The organism is Herbiconiux sp., assembly GCF_023264855.1.
GTDB lineage: Bacteria > Actinomycetota > Actinomycetes > Actinomycetales > Microbacteriaceae > Herbiconiux.
Genome location: NZ_JAHFUW010000052.1, coordinates 1 through 14,414 on the forward strand (window position 1 = coordinate 1; position 14,414 = coordinate 14,414).

Annotated in this window: 13 protein-coding genes and 1 pseudogene; 8 read left to right on the forward strand and 6 right to left on the reverse strand. The window is 70.2% G+C overall.

Annotated elements, in window-relative coordinates; all coding sequences use genetic code 11:
• Positions 1–8: 8 nt before the first annotated feature.
• Entirely contained in the window at positions 9–830 is an 822-nt protein-coding gene (locus tag Q0D75_RS17245) for an SDR family oxidoreductase (protein ID WP_291056212.1), read from the reverse strand.
• A 75-nt stretch (positions 831–905) separates the two neighbouring features.
• On the opposite strand from Q0D75_RS17245, the gene Q0D75_RS17250 reads away from it, so the two are divergent.
• The gene (locus Q0D75_RS17250; protein ID WP_291056216.1) at positions 906–1,493 is read left to right on the forward strand and encodes a helix-turn-helix domain-containing protein; all 588 of its coding nucleotides are present in this window, start codon (positions 906–908) and stop codon (positions 1,491–1,493) included.
• 30 nt (positions 1,494–1,523) lie between these two features.
• On the opposite strand, the gene Q0D75_RS17255 is transcribed toward Q0D75_RS17250, so the two are convergent.
• Together Q0D75_RS17255 and Q0D75_RS17260 are read right to left on the reverse strand one after the other, a co-directional pair.
• A complete protein-coding gene (locus tag Q0D75_RS17255; protein ID WP_291056219.1) occupies positions 1,524–2,663 on the reverse strand; it encodes an NYN domain-containing protein in 1,140 nt (379 codons plus the stop codon).
• 93 nt (positions 2,664–2,756) lie between these two features.
• The gene (locus tag Q0D75_RS17260) at positions 2,757–3,149 is read right to left on the reverse strand and encodes a hypothetical protein (protein ID WP_291056224.1); all 393 of its coding nucleotides are present in this window, start codon (positions 3,147–3,149) and stop codon (positions 2,757–2,759) included.
• 2 nt (positions 3,150–3,151) lie between these two features.
• Between Q0D75_RS17260 and Q0D75_RS17265 the strand changes: the two genes are divergently transcribed.
• Positions 3,152–4,747 (forward strand): ABC-F family ATP-binding cassette domain-containing protein, encoded by a 1,596-nt coding sequence (locus Q0D75_RS17265; protein WP_291056229.1) that lies wholly within the window; start codon positions 3,152–3,154, stop codon positions 4,745–4,747.
• A 171-nt stretch (positions 4,748–4,918) separates the two neighbouring features.
• On the opposite strand, the gene Q0D75_RS17270 is transcribed toward Q0D75_RS17265, so the two are convergent.
• Positions 4,919–5,650, reverse strand: coding sequence for an SDR family NAD(P)-dependent oxidoreductase (locus Q0D75_RS17270; protein WP_291056235.1), 732 nt, complete (start codon positions 5,648–5,650; stop codon positions 4,919–4,921).
• A gap of 101 nt (positions 5,651–5,751) precedes the next feature.
• Here Q0D75_RS17270 and Q0D75_RS17275 point away from each other — a divergent pair, with 101 nt between their 5' ends.
• Genes Q0D75_RS17275 through Q0D75_RS17285 form a run of 3 tightly spaced genes read left to right on the forward strand, consistent with a single transcriptional unit; the run spans position 5,752 to position 9,571 of the window.
• A complete protein-coding gene (locus tag Q0D75_RS17275; protein WP_291056240.1) occupies positions 5,752–6,705 on the forward strand; it encodes a helix-turn-helix transcriptional regulator in 954 nt (317 codons plus the stop codon).
• Positions 6,702–7,781 (forward strand): cupin domain-containing protein, encoded by a 1,080-nt coding sequence (locus Q0D75_RS17280; protein WP_291056243.1) that lies wholly within the window; start codon positions 6,702–6,704, stop codon positions 7,779–7,781. Before Q0D75_RS17275 ends, Q0D75_RS17280 begins: the two co-directional genes overlap by 4 nt.
• A gap of 23 nt (positions 7,782–7,804) precedes the next feature.
• On the forward strand, positions 7,805–9,571 hold the full coding sequence (locus Q0D75_RS17285) for a BCCT family transporter (RefSeq protein WP_291056248.1): 1,767 nt from the start codon (positions 7,805–7,807) through the stop codon (positions 9,569–9,571).
• Positions 9,572–9,677: 106 nt separating this feature from the next.
• On the opposite strand, the pseudogene Q0D75_RS17290 reads toward Q0D75_RS17285, so the two are convergent.
• Positions 9,678–10,142, reverse strand: a pseudogene (locus tag Q0D75_RS17290) (ribonuclease H); the annotation flags it as partial.
• An 86-nt stretch (positions 10,143–10,228) separates the two neighbouring features.
• Here Q0D75_RS17290 and Q0D75_RS17295 point away from each other — a divergent pair.
• Together Q0D75_RS17295 and Q0D75_RS17300 are read left to right on the forward strand one after the other, a co-directional pair.
• Entirely contained in the window at positions 10,229–11,515 is a 1,287-nt protein-coding gene (locus Q0D75_RS17295) for a cell wall-binding repeat-containing protein (protein ID WP_291056251.1), read from the forward strand.
• Positions 11,516–11,617: 102 nt separating this feature from the next.
• On the forward strand, positions 11,618–12,202 hold the full coding sequence (locus Q0D75_RS17300; protein ID WP_291056255.1) for an HhH-GPD-type base excision DNA repair protein: 585 nt from the start codon (positions 11,618–11,620) through the stop codon (positions 12,200–12,202).
• Here Q0D75_RS17300 and Q0D75_RS17305 read toward each other — a convergent pair.
• Positions 12,091–12,786: a hypothetical protein gene (locus Q0D75_RS17305; RefSeq protein WP_291056262.1), complete on the reverse strand. Its 696-nt coding sequence runs from the start codon at positions 12,784–12,786 to the stop codon at positions 12,091–12,093. The genes Q0D75_RS17300 and Q0D75_RS17305 overlap by 112 nt on opposite strands.
• A gap of 82 nt (positions 12,787–12,868) precedes the next feature.
• Between Q0D75_RS17305 and Q0D75_RS17310 the strand changes: the two genes are divergently transcribed.
• Complete coding sequence (locus Q0D75_RS17310; RefSeq protein ID WP_291056265.1) at positions 12,869–14,368, forward strand: PLP-dependent aminotransferase family protein; 1,500 nt, start codon at positions 12,869–12,871, stop codon at positions 14,366–14,368.
• Positions 14,369–14,414 lie beyond the last annotated feature (46 nt).

Genomic DNA, 14,414 nt, shown 5'->3' on the forward strand with positions numbered 1-14,414 from the left:
GCCGCGCGTCAGCGGGTGACGGCCAGCGCCTGGCGGCCCGAGGTGCGTGCGCCGACCGCGGCGGCGAGCAGCACGGTGTGCCGGCGCGTGAACAGGCGGGGGAGTGCGGTGGCCGCGGCGTTGAGCCGCCCCGACTGCACGCTCGGCCGCCGGCCGCCGCGGTCGAGAACGCGCATCGCCGTCTGCACGACCTGCTCCGGGCTCTGGTGCGGCCCGTTGTACGAGCCGCCGGCGAGGTCGTCGAAGAATTCGGTGCGGGTGAGCCCCGGAGCGAGCGAGAGCACCCGGAGGCCGGTGCCGCGCGACTCGGCCCAGAGGGCCTCCGTGAAGCTCAGCACGAACGCCTTGCAGGCCGCGTACACCGCCATGCCGGGGTTCGGCGTGTAGGCGGCGAGGCTGGCCACGTTCACCAGGATGCCCGATCCGGCGGCCCGCAGCGGTTCGATGAACGCGCGGCTGAGGTCGACCAGGTTGGCCACGTCGACCATGATCTCCTCGGCCAGGCGTTCGGGATCCTCCTCGTGGAACGGCCCGTCGGTGCCGAAGCCGGCGTTGTTCACGAGCCCGGTGACGGCGATGCCGCGGTGCTCCAGCTCGGCGGCGAGCGTGCGGCCCGCAGCGGAAACGCTCAGATCGAGCGCGATCGGGGTGGCGCGGATGCCGTGTGCCCTCTCGAGCTCGTCGGCCAGCGACTCGAGACGGTCGAGTCGGCGCGCCACGAGCACGAGGTGGGAGCCGCGCCGGGCGAGCTCACGGGCGAAGGCCGCCCCGATGCCCGAGCTGGCTCCGGTGACGATGGTGGTCTGCTGGCTGAAGTCGATTCGCGTCATGACTGCACTATACGCACGCGCTTGCACCAAGTGCAACAAACTTCGTCGAGTGCGAATTCACGATACGCTTGCGGGGTGAGCAGTCTCCCCAGCCTCCGCGAGCGCACGAGGCGTGCGGTGCACGCCGAGATCACCCGCACCGCCATGGCGCTGTTCGTCGCGAACGGATTCGACGCCACGACGGTCGATCAGATCGCCGCCGCGGCGGGCATCTCCCGCCGGTCGTTCTTCCACTACTTCGGCAGCAAAGAGGACGTCGTGCTGGGCGACACGGATGCGCTCGGCGAGACCGTGCGGGCGGCCCTGGAGGCGCGGCCCGCCGATGAATCGGCGTGGCAGGCGATCCGCGCGGCCTTCCTCGTGCTGGCCGAGTCGCAGGGCGATCTCACCGAGCAACTCGCCGTCGCGCACCTGTACCACGACGCCCCGTCGCTACGCGCCCGGCACCTGGAGAAGAACCTGCGCTGGCAGGAACTGCTCGCCCCCGACATCCAGCGGCGGCTCGGCGCGCCCGCCGGTGCGGCGCCCGATCCGCGCGCCAGGGCCTTCGTGGCCGCCGCGCTGGCCTGCCTCGACGCCGCGGTCGACGCCTGGCAGGAGTCGGGAGGCGCGGCCGATCCGGCCGAGCTGTTCGATCAGGCGGTGGCCGCGCTCCGTGCCTGACGGCTCGGGCGGTTCAGGGCTGAGGGCGACTCAGCGGCGCGGAGCCGAGCCGGCCTTCGTGCGCAGCCGGATCAGCCGCGAGGGGCCGTTCTCGTCGAGCTCGGCGATGTCGTCGCGCGAGCTCAGGAAGTCGGTGAACGAGCGGTAACCGAGCGGCTTCTCGTTGAACGACGGATCCATCCGGCGCATCTGGTTCTTCACCGTGCCGGTGTTCAGCCACTCGTCGGCGTCGCCCTTGGCGTGGCCGATCTGCAGCGCCCGCTTGAGCAGTTCGGTGGCGACCGTCTGCGGGTCGATGTCCTCGGCGGGCTCGGGCTCGTCGAACGCGATGTCGTCGGTGTGCGAGAACGTGGGAATGGTGACCCGGCGCGAGCGGGTGGTCTTGGGTGCGGCGGCGGGCGCCTCGTCGGCGGCCGACTCGGCGGGAGCGGTCGCGGGGGCCTCGGGTGCGGCGGCGGCTGCGGCATCCGTCGACTCGGTGGAGGCGGCTCCGGAGCCCGCACTGCTCTTGCGGCGCGATCCCGTCTTCTTCGCGGGCGCGGCGGAGGATGCGGCCGCAGGCGCGGCGGCGACCGGGGCGATCTTCTCGATGCCCGGCAGCGAGTCGTAGTCCTCGAACTCGTCGCAGGCCGCGGCGAGCGAGGTGCTGGTGGAGCCGGCCACGCCGATCCCCACCACGAAGCGGCCGAGGCGCTTGGCCTTCTGGGCCAGCGCGATGTAGTCGGAGTCGCCCGCCACGATGATGACGTGCGTGAGGTCGGGCAGCCGGAACAGGTCTTCCACCACGTCGACGGCCAGGCGGATGTCGGCGCCGTTCTTGGTGCCGCGGGTGGTGGTGGTGAACAGCTGCGTGAGGTCGACGGCGCGCGACATCAGCTGGCGCTGGTAGCTAGCGTTCACGGGCACCGACCAGTCGGCGTAGGCGCGGTTCACCACGATGGTGCCGAACGAGGCGGCGAAGTCGATCACGGCGTTGAAGTCGACCGTGGCGGCCGCGAGCCGGGCGGCGATCTCGGGGTCGGCATCCGGAGCGTTCTTCTCGAAGTCACGGATGCCGTCGCGCTGGAAGGCGTTGCGGCCGTGCAGCTGCTGGTAGCGCGAGATGACGATGTTGTCGAAGTCGATGTAGAGCCCGACGCGGGAATCGGTGGGTTCGTTCGGTTCGGTCATGGAGAGCTCCTCAGCTGTCGGCGGAAGACTCGGGGGTGCGATCCGTGCTCCCAGTCTCCCGTGACGCCCGCATCGGAGCAACTCGGGGCGGCGTCAGCCGATCAGGGACTGGGTTCCGAGCACGATCGCCAGGGCGAGGCGGTCGGCGTCGGCGGTGCCGGGTTCGGCGGTGTAGACCATCAGGCGCAGGTCGTCGGCGGCCACCACGAGGGTGTCGCAGTCCAGCGCGATGTCGCCGACCAGCGGATGGGCGATCACCTTGTGCCGGGCGGGGTCGGGAGCCGGATCCGCCGCGGCGGTCTCCCACAGCCGGGTGAAGAGCGGGCTCTGCGCGGCGAGCTCGGCCACGAGGCGGGCGACTCCGCGATCGGCCGGATAGCGGGCGGCCGTCATCCGCAGTCCGCCCACGAGGCGGGCCTGCAGCTCGGTGCGCCACGTAGGCTGGAGTGTCGGCCCGACGGCCGGCGACCCGCGACCCGAGGACATCCGTGAGCCTGATCCGCCTGAACGACGTGAGCATCGAATTCGACGGGCGGCCGGTGCTGCGCGAGGCGTTCCTCAAGCTGCGGGCGGGTGACCGGATCGGGCTGATCGGCAAGAACGGCACCGGCAAGTCGACCTTCCTCGAGCTGGTGCTCGGGCGGCAGGAGCCCACCAGTGGCACCGTCGACGTCACGCTCGGCACCACGATCGGCTACTTCTCGCAGTTCTCCGAGCTCGACGGCGACCTCAGCATCCGGGCCATCCTGAGCGGTCACTTCGCCGCGGTGCACGAGACGCAGGCGCGGCTGGACGCGATCGGCGAGCTGCTGGCCACGCCGATGGACGACGACACCATGACAGCGCTGCTCACCGAACAGGGCGAGCTCTTCGAGAAGATGGACGCGATCGACGGCTGGTCATTCGAGAACACGATCGACACCGTTCTCACCAGCCTCGGCTTCGATGAGGCCCGGCGCGAGCTGCCCGTCGACCGGCTGTCGGGCGGCTGGCGCAACAGGGCGGCGCTCGCCCGCATCCTGGTGCAATCGCCCGACGTGCTGCTGCTGGACGAGCCCACGAACTTCCTCGACCTGGACGGCGTGCGCTGGATCGAGAACTGGCTCGGCCGCTACCAGGGAGCGGTGCTGGTGGTGTCGCACGACCGGCAGTTCCTCGACGGTGTGGTGACGCGCATCGTGGAGATCGAGAACTACCGCCTGCAGGAGTACGAGGGCGACTACTCGGCCTACGTGCACGCGAAGCAGTCGCGCCTGAAGATGCTCGAGCGGCAGTTCGCGCACGAGGAGGAGCTGCTGGCCTACGAGCAGGCCGCCGCCACCGCCCGCCGCGAGGCCGCCCGCAACCCCGCCAACGCGGTGGCCCGCCGGCTCGCCGACATCAAGAAGCGGCAGGCGCCGCGCCCGATCGACCAGATCATCACCGACATCTACGGCGGCCTGCGGGTGAGCAACGACCTGCTCGAGGTCGTCAAGCTCACCAAGTCGTTCGACGGCGGCGAGCCCCTGTTCGAAGACCTCACCTTCAGCCTGCACCGCGGTGACCGGGTGGCGGTGCTCGGCTCGAACGGCTCCGGCAAGTCGACGCTGCTCGACGTGCTCACCGGCGAGACCGAGGCGGATGCCGGCCAGGTGCGCTGGGCGAAGGGCGTGCGCTTCGTGTCGTACAACCGGGTCTATGCCGAACTCGACCTCACCGACTCCGTGGGGCACGCCGTGAACGCCTACCCTGATTCGCTCGCGTTCAGCGCCACCAAGAAGAGCGTCGGCCGCTTCCTCTCGATGCTGCAGTTCTCGGATGCCGACCTGCAGCAGAAGATCGGCACCCTCTCCGGCGGCCAGCGGGCGCGCGTCGCCATCGCGCAGTGCCTGCTCTCGGGTGCGGGCGTGATCGTGCTCGACGAGCCAACCAACCACCTCGACATCACGAGCACGCAGGTGATGGAGCGCGCCCTCGTGCACTTCCCGGGTGCGGTGCTCGTGGTCTCGCACGACCGCTTCTTCGTCGACAAGCTCGCCGACCGCCTCCTCGTCTTCGGCGACACCCCGCAGGTGCAGGAGCGCGCCGCCTCCGGCGCCCTCTAGCGGGCGGGTGACCTCAGCCGCGAGAGCGCGCTTGCGCTGCCTGGCGGGTGGTGCCCAGCGTGAGACCGATCATGGCCTCCCCGATGCGCCGCAGCTCGCGCGGATCGACCGCCATGCTCACGATGCCGCGGCCGCGGTGTCGTGGGACGGATCGGGAGGGACACGGTGGCGTCAGAAGGGGGCGACGCCGGATCGGTCGATGAAGGTGCCGGTGGGGCCCTCGCCGCCACGGGTGGCCAACTCGACCACGGCATCCGTGCCCTCGGTGACCGTCTGCGGGCCGCTGTTGCCGTTGAACTCGGTGGCCGTGTAGCCGGGGTCGGCCGCATTGACGCGGAACTCCGGGAAGGCCTTCGCGTACTGCACCGTGAGCATCGTCACCGCCGCCTTCGAGGACTGGTAGAGCGGGGCCACGATCGTGGATTCCACGCGCGAGGGGTCGAGCACGGCGGCGAACGAGCCCATGCCGCTGGTGACGTTCACGATCGTGGGCGCGCTCGAGGCGCGCAGCAGGGGTGCGAACGCGGTGGTCATGCGCACGATGCTGACGACGTTCGTGTCGTAGACCGCGAGGGCGTCGGATGCGGTGAGCTCGCCGGCGGGGGAGTGCGAACCAGGGATGCCGGCGTTGTTGACCAGCACGTCGAGGCCGCCCGCGGCGGCGATCGTGGCGGCGGCCGCGGCGACGGAGGCGTCGTCGGTCACGTCGAGCGGGACGAAGCGGGCGCCGAGGGCCTCGGCGGCCTCGCGTCCGCGGGTCTCGTCGCGGGCGCCGATCCACACGGTGTGGCCGGCCTCGATCAGGCGGCGGGCGGTCTCGCGGCCGAGGCCGCGGTTGCCGCCGGAGATCAGGGTGACGGTGGGGGCGGAGGAGGATTCGGTGGGGGTGTCGATGCTTGTCATGCTCCGAGTCTGCGGCGGCGGCATCCGTTCGCCCTGGCCCGGCTCGGCATACGGACTGCCAGTACCACCCCGGATGCCGCCCACGCTGGCAGACTGGCGGCATGACGGGCAGGCCGACGGATGCGCACAGCGCCCAGCGGGCGAGCGCACAGGGCACGCCGAGTGAGCAGGCCACGCCGAGCGCGCCGGCCACGCCGAGCGCCCCGGGCGACCTCGGCGCCTCGCTCCGGGCCTGGCGCGACCGCCTCTCGCCGCACGACGTGGGCTACCCGGCCGGAGACGCGCGCCGGGCCGCCGGGCTCCGCCGCGAAGAGCTCGCGGCGCTCGCAGGCCTCAGCGTCGACTACATCGTGCGACTCGAGCAGGGCCGAGCCCGTCACCCCTCGGCGCAGGTGGCCGCCTCGCTCGCCCGGGCGCTGCAGCTCAGCGACACCGAGCGCGACCACCTCTTCGTGGTCGCCGGCCTCCTGCCGCCGTCCTCCGGCGAGGTGCCCGCGCACATCCCGCCCGGCGTGCAGCGCCTGGTGACCCGGCTGGGCGAGATCCCGGTGGCGGTGTTCACCGCATCCTGGGACCTGCTCAGCTGGAGCCCGCTCTGGGCGGCACTGCTCGGCGAACCCCGCCGGCCGGCTTCGGGTCGCCCCAACCTCATCCGCTCTCTCTTCACCGGAACCTCGCTCGGCGAAGGCTCCGGAGAGCGGATCGTGCGCCGCTCGGGCAGCGTCGACGCGTTCGGTGCCTCGCTCGTGGCCGATCTGCGGCGCGTGCACGGCCGGTACCCCGACGATCGCGGCGTGAACGCCCTCGTCGCCGAGCTCGTGCAGAGCAGCGCCGACTTCCGGGAGCTCTGGAACAGCGGTGCGGTCGGCGAGCACCAGTCCGAGCGCAAGGTCGTGCACAACGACGTGGTCGGCGAGCTCGAACTCGACTGCGACGTGTTCACCGCGGCCGGCAGCGAACTGCGCATCGTGGCCTACACGGCGCCCGCCGGCTCCGAGGCCGCGAGCAAGCTCGACTTCCTGCGTGTGTCCGCCGTCGCTACAGTGAGGCCATGAGCATCGGATCCCGTCACGTCCGCTCCCTGCGCGACGCGCCCGCCCAGCATTCCAGTGAACTCGGCAGCATCCAGCGCCTCACCAAAGAGTTCTTTCCGCTCCTGAACCGCATCTCCATCAAGCGCCTCGTGCTCGAGCCCGGTACCATCCGCGAGCCGCACTGGCACGCCAACGCCGACGAGCTGACGTACTGCCTGTCGGGGTCGGTGATCGTCTCGACCCTCGACGACGCCGATGTCTTCGCCACCTTCACGGTCTCGGCCGGCGAGATGTTCCACGTGCTGAGCGGCGCCGTGCACCACATCGAGAACGTCGGCGACTCGACCGCGGAGCTGATCGTGGTGTTCTCGCACGAGAGTCCCGAAGACTTCTCGCTGCACGCCGCCTTCGGTGCGATGAGCGACGCGGTGCTCGGCAACACCTACGACCTGCCCGCATCGGCGTTCGCCGCCGTGCCGCGCGACACGAGCCCGGCCGACCTCGTGCGGGGCGCCGGCGACGCCGAGATCCCGCTCGCCGCCCGGTACCCCGATCCGCACCGCTTCGACGTCGAGGGTCAGAATCCGCCGCTCTCCTATGAATACGGATCGGCGCGGCTGGCCCGGCAGCAGTTCTGGCCCGCCCTCCGCCACCTCTCGATGTACTCGCTGCGGATCGCCGACGACGGCATGCGCGAGCCGCACTGGCACCCCGAGACCGCCGAACTCGGCTACGTGCACCAGGGCGCGGCGCGAATGTCCGTTCTCGACCCCGACGGATCGGTCGACACCTACGTGCTCGGCCCGGGCGACGTGTACTTCATCCCGCGCGCGTATCCGCATCAGATCGAGGTCGTGGGCGACGAGGACATCCACTTCCTGGTGTTCTTCGACCAGCCGACGCCCGGCGACATCGGTTACCGCGCCACGGCCTCGGCGTTCTCCCGCCGTGTGCTCGCGGCCACCTTCGGGGTCGACGACGCGACGCTGCCGGTGTTCCCGGTCACGCCCGTCGATCCGCTCATGGTGCGCCGGAGCAACCCCGTCGACCCGGTCGACCCCGCCGTTCCGCCCGGTGCGGTCGATTCTTCCGCCTGAGGCATCCCGTTTAGGGTGGTCTGATGCCCGAAATCAGGACAGACCACCGTACCGACGAGCAGAGCACCACCGAAGACATCGAAGACCGCATGGCTGACGGCATCCGCGACCCGGAATCCGGCACGGCCGCGCATCCGGAACCCGCGAATTCCGCACCCGCGCATCCGAGACCCGGCAGCCGCGTGGCGCCGTGGGTGTTCTGGCCGGCGGTGTCGATCGTTCTGCTGGTGAGCGGTTTCGCGGTGCTCTTCCCCGAGGCCGCCGAGGTGTTCTTCGGAGCCATCCAGTCGGGCATCATCAGCACCTTCAACTGGTACTACGTGCTGATCGCGGCGTTCTTCGTGGCGTTCGCGCTGTTCCTCGGTTTCAGCCGTTTCGGCGACATCAAGCTCGGCAGAGACGACGACGAGCCCGAATTCTCGATCGGTGCCTGGTTCTCGCTGCTGTTCGCGGCCGGGATGGGCATCGGCCTGGTGTTCTACGGCGTGAGCGAGCCGCTCAGTCACTACGTCAGCCCGCGTCCCGGCGTCACGGGAACGGATGCTCAACTCGCCCAATCGGCACTCACCCAGACCTACCTGCACTGGGGAGTGCACGCCTGGGCGATCTACGTGGTGGTGGGGCTCGCGCTCGCCTACGCCATCCACCGCCGGCGCCGGCCGATCTCCATCCGCTGGGCGCTCGAGCCGCTGCTCGGCAAGCGCGTGCACGGCGCCTGGGGCAACACGATCGACACGATCGCGCTCGCCGGCACCATCTTCGGCGTGGCCACCTCGCTCGGTCTCGGGGTGCTGCAGATCGGTGCCGGACTTCAGGCCACCGGGCTGCCCGAGCCGACCACGCTGGTGAACATCGCGATCATCGGCGTGATCGTGGTGTTCGTTCTGTTCTCGGTGCTCTCCGGCGTCGCGCGAGGCATGAAGTGGCTCTCCACATTCAACCTGCTGCTGGCCGCCGCGCTGCTGGTGTTCGTGCTGGTCGTGGGGCAGAGCGAGTATCTGCTGCGCGAGTGGGTGCAGTCGATCGGCGCCTACATCCAGAACTTCGTGGGGCTGAGCTTCACGGTCAGCGCCTTCCAGGGGGCCGAGGGCGAGGCCTGGCAGGCATCCTGGACCTCGTTCTACTGGGGCTGGTGGATCTCGTGGGCCCCCTTCGTCGGCGTCTTCATCGCGCGGGTGAGCAAGGGGCGCACGGTGCGCCAGTTCGTGATGGGCGTGCTGATCGTGCCGACCCTGGTGGGCATCCTGTGGTTCGCCGTGCTCGGCGGATCGGCGCTGTTCACCGAGCTGCAGACCCCGGGGAGCATGCTGCGGCCCGACGGCACCGTCGATCAGCAAGGGGCGTTGTTCACCCTGTTCGCGAACCTGCCGGCCACGCCGGTGCTGACGGTGGGGGCGATCGTGCTGATCGCAATCTTCTTCATCACCTCGGCCGATTCGGGCGCGCTCGTGATGGGCATGATCGCAACCGGCGGTTCGCCCGAACCCGCCCGCTGGGTACGCGTCTTCTTCACGCTCGCCACGGCCGTGCTCGCGATCGCGCTGCTGGTGGCCGGCGGTCTCACGGCGCTGCAGACGGCGGCGACCATCATCGCGTTCCCCTTCAGCATCGTGATGCTGCTGATGTGCTGGTCGACGGTGATCGCGTTCCAACGCGAGCGCCGGCTCTACGACCGCGCCCGGCGAGCGCAGTTCGTCGCCGAGGTGGGGGAGCGGTACGGCCTGGAGGTGGAAGAGCCGAACGAGAGCGGACTGCGGCCCTCGGGCTGGTTCCGCCGGCGCCGGCGGTAGGCGGACCCGGCGGGCTTCCCGATCAGAAGAGAGTGGTCTCGGTGGAGGCGTGGGCGGTGGACTGCGTCTCGGACGGGCCGGTCTTCGGCGCGTCGACGGATGCCGCGGCTCCCGGGTATCCCGGACCCGCGTCGGGCGCGCGCCCCTTCTGGTAGGCCTCGGCGGCGCCCCGGGCACGGGCATCCGCGGCCTCGTTGAGCTCGTGGCCGACGTGCCCCTTCACCCACTCGAAGGTGTAGCGGCGGCCCTTGATCGCCTCGTCGATCTCCTTGATGAGGTCGAGGTTCATCACCGGTTTGCCGTCGCCCTTGCGCCAGCCCTTGCGCTTCCAACCCGGCATCCACTTGGTCACCGTGTTGATCACGTACTGGCTGTCGCAGAGGATGTGCAGGTCGTCGTCGACGTGCGCGGTGGCCCGGAACAGCTCGAGCACCGCCTTCAGCTCGCCCATGTTGTTGGTGCCATGCGGCCACCCCCCGGCGCCCCAGGTGCGGTCGTCGATGTACCAGGCCCAGCCTGCCGGTCCGGGGTTGCCGAGTGCGGAGCCGTCGGCGGAAGCGGTGATGGTCACCGTTCCACAGTAGCCGCCCGCAGGTTCCCTCGATACTGAGAATATGTCATCATAAGATAGACATACCCTCACCTTTGGAGCCCACCATGCATTCGATGCCGCCTCGTCTTCGCCTAGCCGCTGTCGCTGCGGCGCTGGCCGCCACACTGTCCGCTCTGCTCGTGCCGACAGCCGCCTCGGCAGCGCCGATGGTGCAGGCCGACAGCTACTCCCTCGGGGCGGCGGAGCCGTTCACGCCTGCGGCGGGGGCGGGCATCCTCGCCAACGACGTCGAGGTCGACATTCCCGGGCGGTTCATCTCCATTTCGACACGGCCGATGCATGGCAAGCTCACGCTTCCCGACAATTCGGGGGCATTCACCTACACGCCGGATCTCGGCTTCGTGGGTGCCGACAGGTTCGTCTATTGCGTAAGTCTCGGTGCCGCCTGTGTCACCAACGAGGCGACGGTCACGCTCGATGTCGTTGCGCACGTCGTACGAATCGGAGCGGCGGATCGCTTCGCCGAGTCGGCCGCCATCTCGGCCTCACGATTCGCAGCCGGAGTCGCGGTGGCTTATGTCGCATCTGGTCAGGTCTTTCCCGACGCGCTCTCCGCTGGGCCGGCAGCCGGGGCGATCGGCAGCCCCGTGCTCCTCGTGACGAAGGACGCGATCCCGGACTCGATCCAGCAAGAACTCGCCCGCCTGGCTCCCAAGAAGATCATTGTTCTCGGCGGGGTCAACACGATCAGCGTGAGTGTGCAGAATGAACTGCGGGCTCTTACGGGCGCGGTGACGCGTTACGACGGCGCGGACCGGTACGAGGTCTCTGCAAAGATTTCGGCCAACACCTTCCGGCCAGGCCTCCCCGCGGTCTACATCGCGTCGGGCGAGGTATTCCCCGATGCGCTGTCGGCTTCCGCGGCCGCTGGCCTGAACCGCGGACCGGTCCTTCTGGTGAGCAAAGACGCCGTTCCCCAGGTGATCGCCGACGAGGTGGGGCGTCTGAAGCCCGTAAGGATTGTCGTGCTCGGCGGTGTCAACACGGTTTCCGACGCGGTGGTTGCACGGTTGGATGTGATCGCTCCCGCAACGCGCACCACAGGCGCTGACCGATACGAGGTGTCGGCCAACACCGCCGCCGGCGCGTTCATCTTCCCGAAGGGTGTGGTGTTCATCGCATCCGGAGAGGTATTCCCGGACGCGCTGTCGGGTTCGCCCGCCGCCATCACCCGGGCGGCACCTGTGCTGCTGGTCTCGAAGAACTCGATTCCGGCGTCGGTCGAGGCGCAGCTCGCCCGGTTGACTCCCGGCCGCATCGTGGTGCTCGGCGGGCCGAACTCGATCTCGACGCAGGTCGAGGCGCAATTGGCCACGTACCTAGCGAAGTAGCGAGGTAAGACGATGCGTGATCCGCCCCGCCTGTCCCGCGGCGGGGCCGATCACGATCTCGACAGGAGCCCGCGGTCGAGGCGGTCGTGGGAGCATGGAGGCATGAGCGAGACACGGGCACTGCACATCACCGGCGACGCCGAGGCCGACGAACTGCTCTCGAGCGATCCGCTCGCGCTGCTGATCGGGATGCTGCTCGACCAGCAGGTGGCGATGGAGACCGCGTTCGAAGGGCCGAAGAAGATCCGCGACCGGATCACCGGCGACTTCGACGCGAAGACGCTCGCGGCCTACGACCCCGACGCGCTGGTGGAGGTGTTCCGGCAGACGCCCGCCGTGCACCGGTACCCCGGCTCGATGGCCGGCCGGGTGCAGACGCTCTGCGCCGCCTTGGTCGACGACTGGGCCGGCAAGGCCGATACCATCTGGACGGAGGGCGACCCTGACGCACTCACCCTCCGCAAGCGCCTCGAAGCGCTGCCGGGCTTCGGCAAGCAGAAGGCCGCCATCTTCCTGGCCCTGCTCGGCAAGCAGTACGGCGTGACGCCCGAAGGATGGCGGGCCGCCGCCGGTCACTACGGAGACGAGGGCTCGTACCGCTCCGTGGCCGACATCGTCGACCCGGCCTCGCTCGACCGCGTGCGGGAGACCAAGCGCGCCGCCAAAGCCGCCGCCAAAGCGGGCTGAAGCCGCGCGAAGAGCGGCAGCGTGAGACCGCACAGCGGCCCGATCGCCAGCGCGAACACCACGGTGCCCACGCCCACGTTCCCACCGAGCAGCCAGCCCACCAGCAGCACGCTGCCCTCGACGCTCATCCGCGCGATCCAGATCGGCCAGCCGAGCCGGGAATGGATGCCCGTCATCAGTCCGTCGCGCGGTCCGGGTCCCAGCCGCGCACCGATGTAGAGCCCGCTCGCCAGCGCGAGGAGCAGCAGTCCGGCGGCGAAGTACGCGATCTGCAGCCAGAGCACCGTGGGAGAGGGCAGCAGCCACAGCCCCAGTTCGATCGAGCTGCCCACCAGCAGCACGTTCAGCAGGGTACCGGCGCCCGGCCGCTGCCGGAGCGGGATCCAGAGCAGCAGCACCGCGAGCCCGATCAGGTTCGTCAGCCAGCCGATCCCCATGCCGGTCACGCCGGCGAGGCCCTGCGCGAACACCGTCCAGGGATCGACGCCGACCGCCGCGCGGATCATCAGCGCATCCGCGACCCCGTAGAGCACAAGGCCGACCACGAGTTGTAGGAGCCGGGTGGCAAGAAGGAGGCGGCGCATGACTCAATCCAATTCTCAAAGTGGCCATACCTCAAGTAGCCAATATTGAGACTGTGGCTCCGGATGCCGCTACAGTGGCTCCATGGTCGACGCACGTATCGGTACCCGCGCTCTGCTCTCCCTGCTCGGCGACTGGCGGCAGACCGCCTCCGGTCCCTCCTACCTGGCGCTCTTCGACCGCATCCGGCTGCTCGTGCTCGACGGGCGCATCCCCACCGACACGCGCCTGCCGGCCGAGCGCGACCTCGCGCAGGCCCTCGGTGTGAGCCGCACGATGGTGTCGGCCGCGTACCGCGAACTGCGCGACGCCGGCTACACGCACAGCGTGCGCGGCAGCGGCAGTGTCACCCGGTTGCCCGGCCGCGCGCCAGTCAGTGGTCAAGACCCGGCGGGCGAGTTCATCGACTTCAGCAAGGCCACCTCGCCGGCCTACCCGGGCCTCTACGCCGCCACGCAGCGCGTGATGGACGACTACGCCGTTGAACTCGGCGGCTCGGGCATCGACCCGTTCGGATCGATGACCCTGCGCGAGGCGGTGGCCGCCCGCTACACCGAGCGGGGTCTGCCCACCTCGGTGGAGCAGGTCATGATCACCATCGGCGCGCAGCACGCCATCTCGCTGCTGGCGCGCACCCTGCTGGCCCGCGGCGACCGCGCCGTGGTGGAGCTGCCGAGCTACCCCCACGCCTACGAAGCCCTGCGGTCGGCGGGCGCTCGGCTGGTGCCGGTCGCCGTCACGGCGCGCGGCGACGGTCAGAGCGACGGCGGCAGCGGCGATGGCGGCGGCGGCAGCGGGGCTCACGGCTGGGACGCCACCGGCCTCGAGCAGGCCTTCGCCCGCACCAGCCCCACGCTGGCGTATCTCATGCCGGACTTCCACAACCCCACCGGCGAGTCCATGCCGGCGGCCCTGCGCGAACGAGCGCTCGCGGCAGCCGCGCGACAGGGCTCGCTCGTGCTCGCCGACGAGACCACAAGCGAGCTGAACATCGACCGCCCCGAGAGCTTTCTGCCGCTCGCCGCCTACGGTGACGCCGCCACGGCCGATTCGGCGGTGCTGATCGGCTCCGTGGGCAAGACCGTCTGGGCCGGCATGCGGGTGGGCTGGATCCGGGCGACCCCGGCGATCATCCGCAAGCTCGCCGGCGCACGGTTCTCGGGTGACCTGGGCACTCCGGTGCTCGAGCAGCTGATCGTGGCCGAGCTGCTGCGCGATTTCGAGCCGGTGCTCGCACTGCGTTCCGAGCAGCTGCGGGCGAGCCGCGAGATCCTCGTGCGCACCCTCCGCGACACGATTCCCGAGTGGCACGTGCCGGTGCCCGACGGGGGGCTGGCCAGCTGGGTGAACCTCGGCGCGGCAGTGAGCTCGCAGCTCGCGCTCGCGGCGCGCAGCCAGGGCCTGCTGCTGACCGCGGGACCGCGCTTCGGCATCGACGGAGCGTTCGAGCGCTTCATCCGCATTCCCATCAACCTGCCGCAGGGCGAACTCGAACGCGGCGTGGTCGCTCTGCGCGCCGCCTGGAACACGGTCTCGCGCGGTCCGATGGTCGCGCCATCCGACCTCTACGCCGACATGGTCTGACCGACCGGCCAGACCGGCCAGCCGACCACCGACCAGCCGACCGGCC

Coding starts and splice junctions, on each gene's coding strand:
- Q0D75_RS17275 (WP_291056240.1), top strand. CDS start 5,752: ATGACGGGCAGGCCGACGGATGCGCACAGCGCCCAGCGGGCGAGCGCA.
- Q0D75_RS17300 (WP_291056255.1), top strand. CDS start 11,618: ATGAGCGAGACACGGGCACTGCACATCACCGGCGACGCCGAGGCCGAC.
- Q0D75_RS17305 (WP_291056262.1), bottom strand. CDS start 12,786: ATGCGCCGCCTCCTTCTTGCCACCCGGCTCCTACAACTCGTGGTCGGC.
- Q0D75_RS17260 (WP_291056224.1), bottom strand. CDS start 3,149: ATGTCCTCGGGTCGCGGGTCGCCGGCCGTCGGGCCGACACTCCAGCCT.
- Q0D75_RS17285 (WP_291056248.1), top strand. CDS start 7,805: ATGCCCGAAATCAGGACAGACCACCGTACCGACGAGCAGAGCACCACC.
- Q0D75_RS17255 (WP_291056219.1), bottom strand. CDS start 2,663: ATGACCGAACCGAACGAACCCACCGATTCCCGCGTCGGGCTCTACATC.
- Q0D75_RS17280 (WP_291056243.1), top strand. CDS start 6,702: ATGAGCATCGGATCCCGTCACGTCCGCTCCCTGCGCGACGCGCCCGCC.
- Q0D75_RS17310 (WP_291056265.1), top strand. CDS start 12,869: ATGGTCGACGCACGTATCGGTACCCGCGCTCTGCTCTCCCTGCTCGGC.
- Q0D75_RS17270 (WP_291056235.1), bottom strand. CDS start 5,650: ATGACAAGCATCGACACCCCCACCGAATCCTCCTCCGCCCCCACCGTC.
- Q0D75_RS17295 (WP_291056251.1), top strand. CDS start 10,229: ATGCATTCGATGCCGCCTCGTCTTCGCCTAGCCGCTGTCGCTGCGGCG.
- Q0D75_RS17245 (WP_291056212.1), bottom strand. CDS start 830: ATGACGCGAATCGACTTCAGCCAGCAGACCACCATCGTCACCGGAGCC.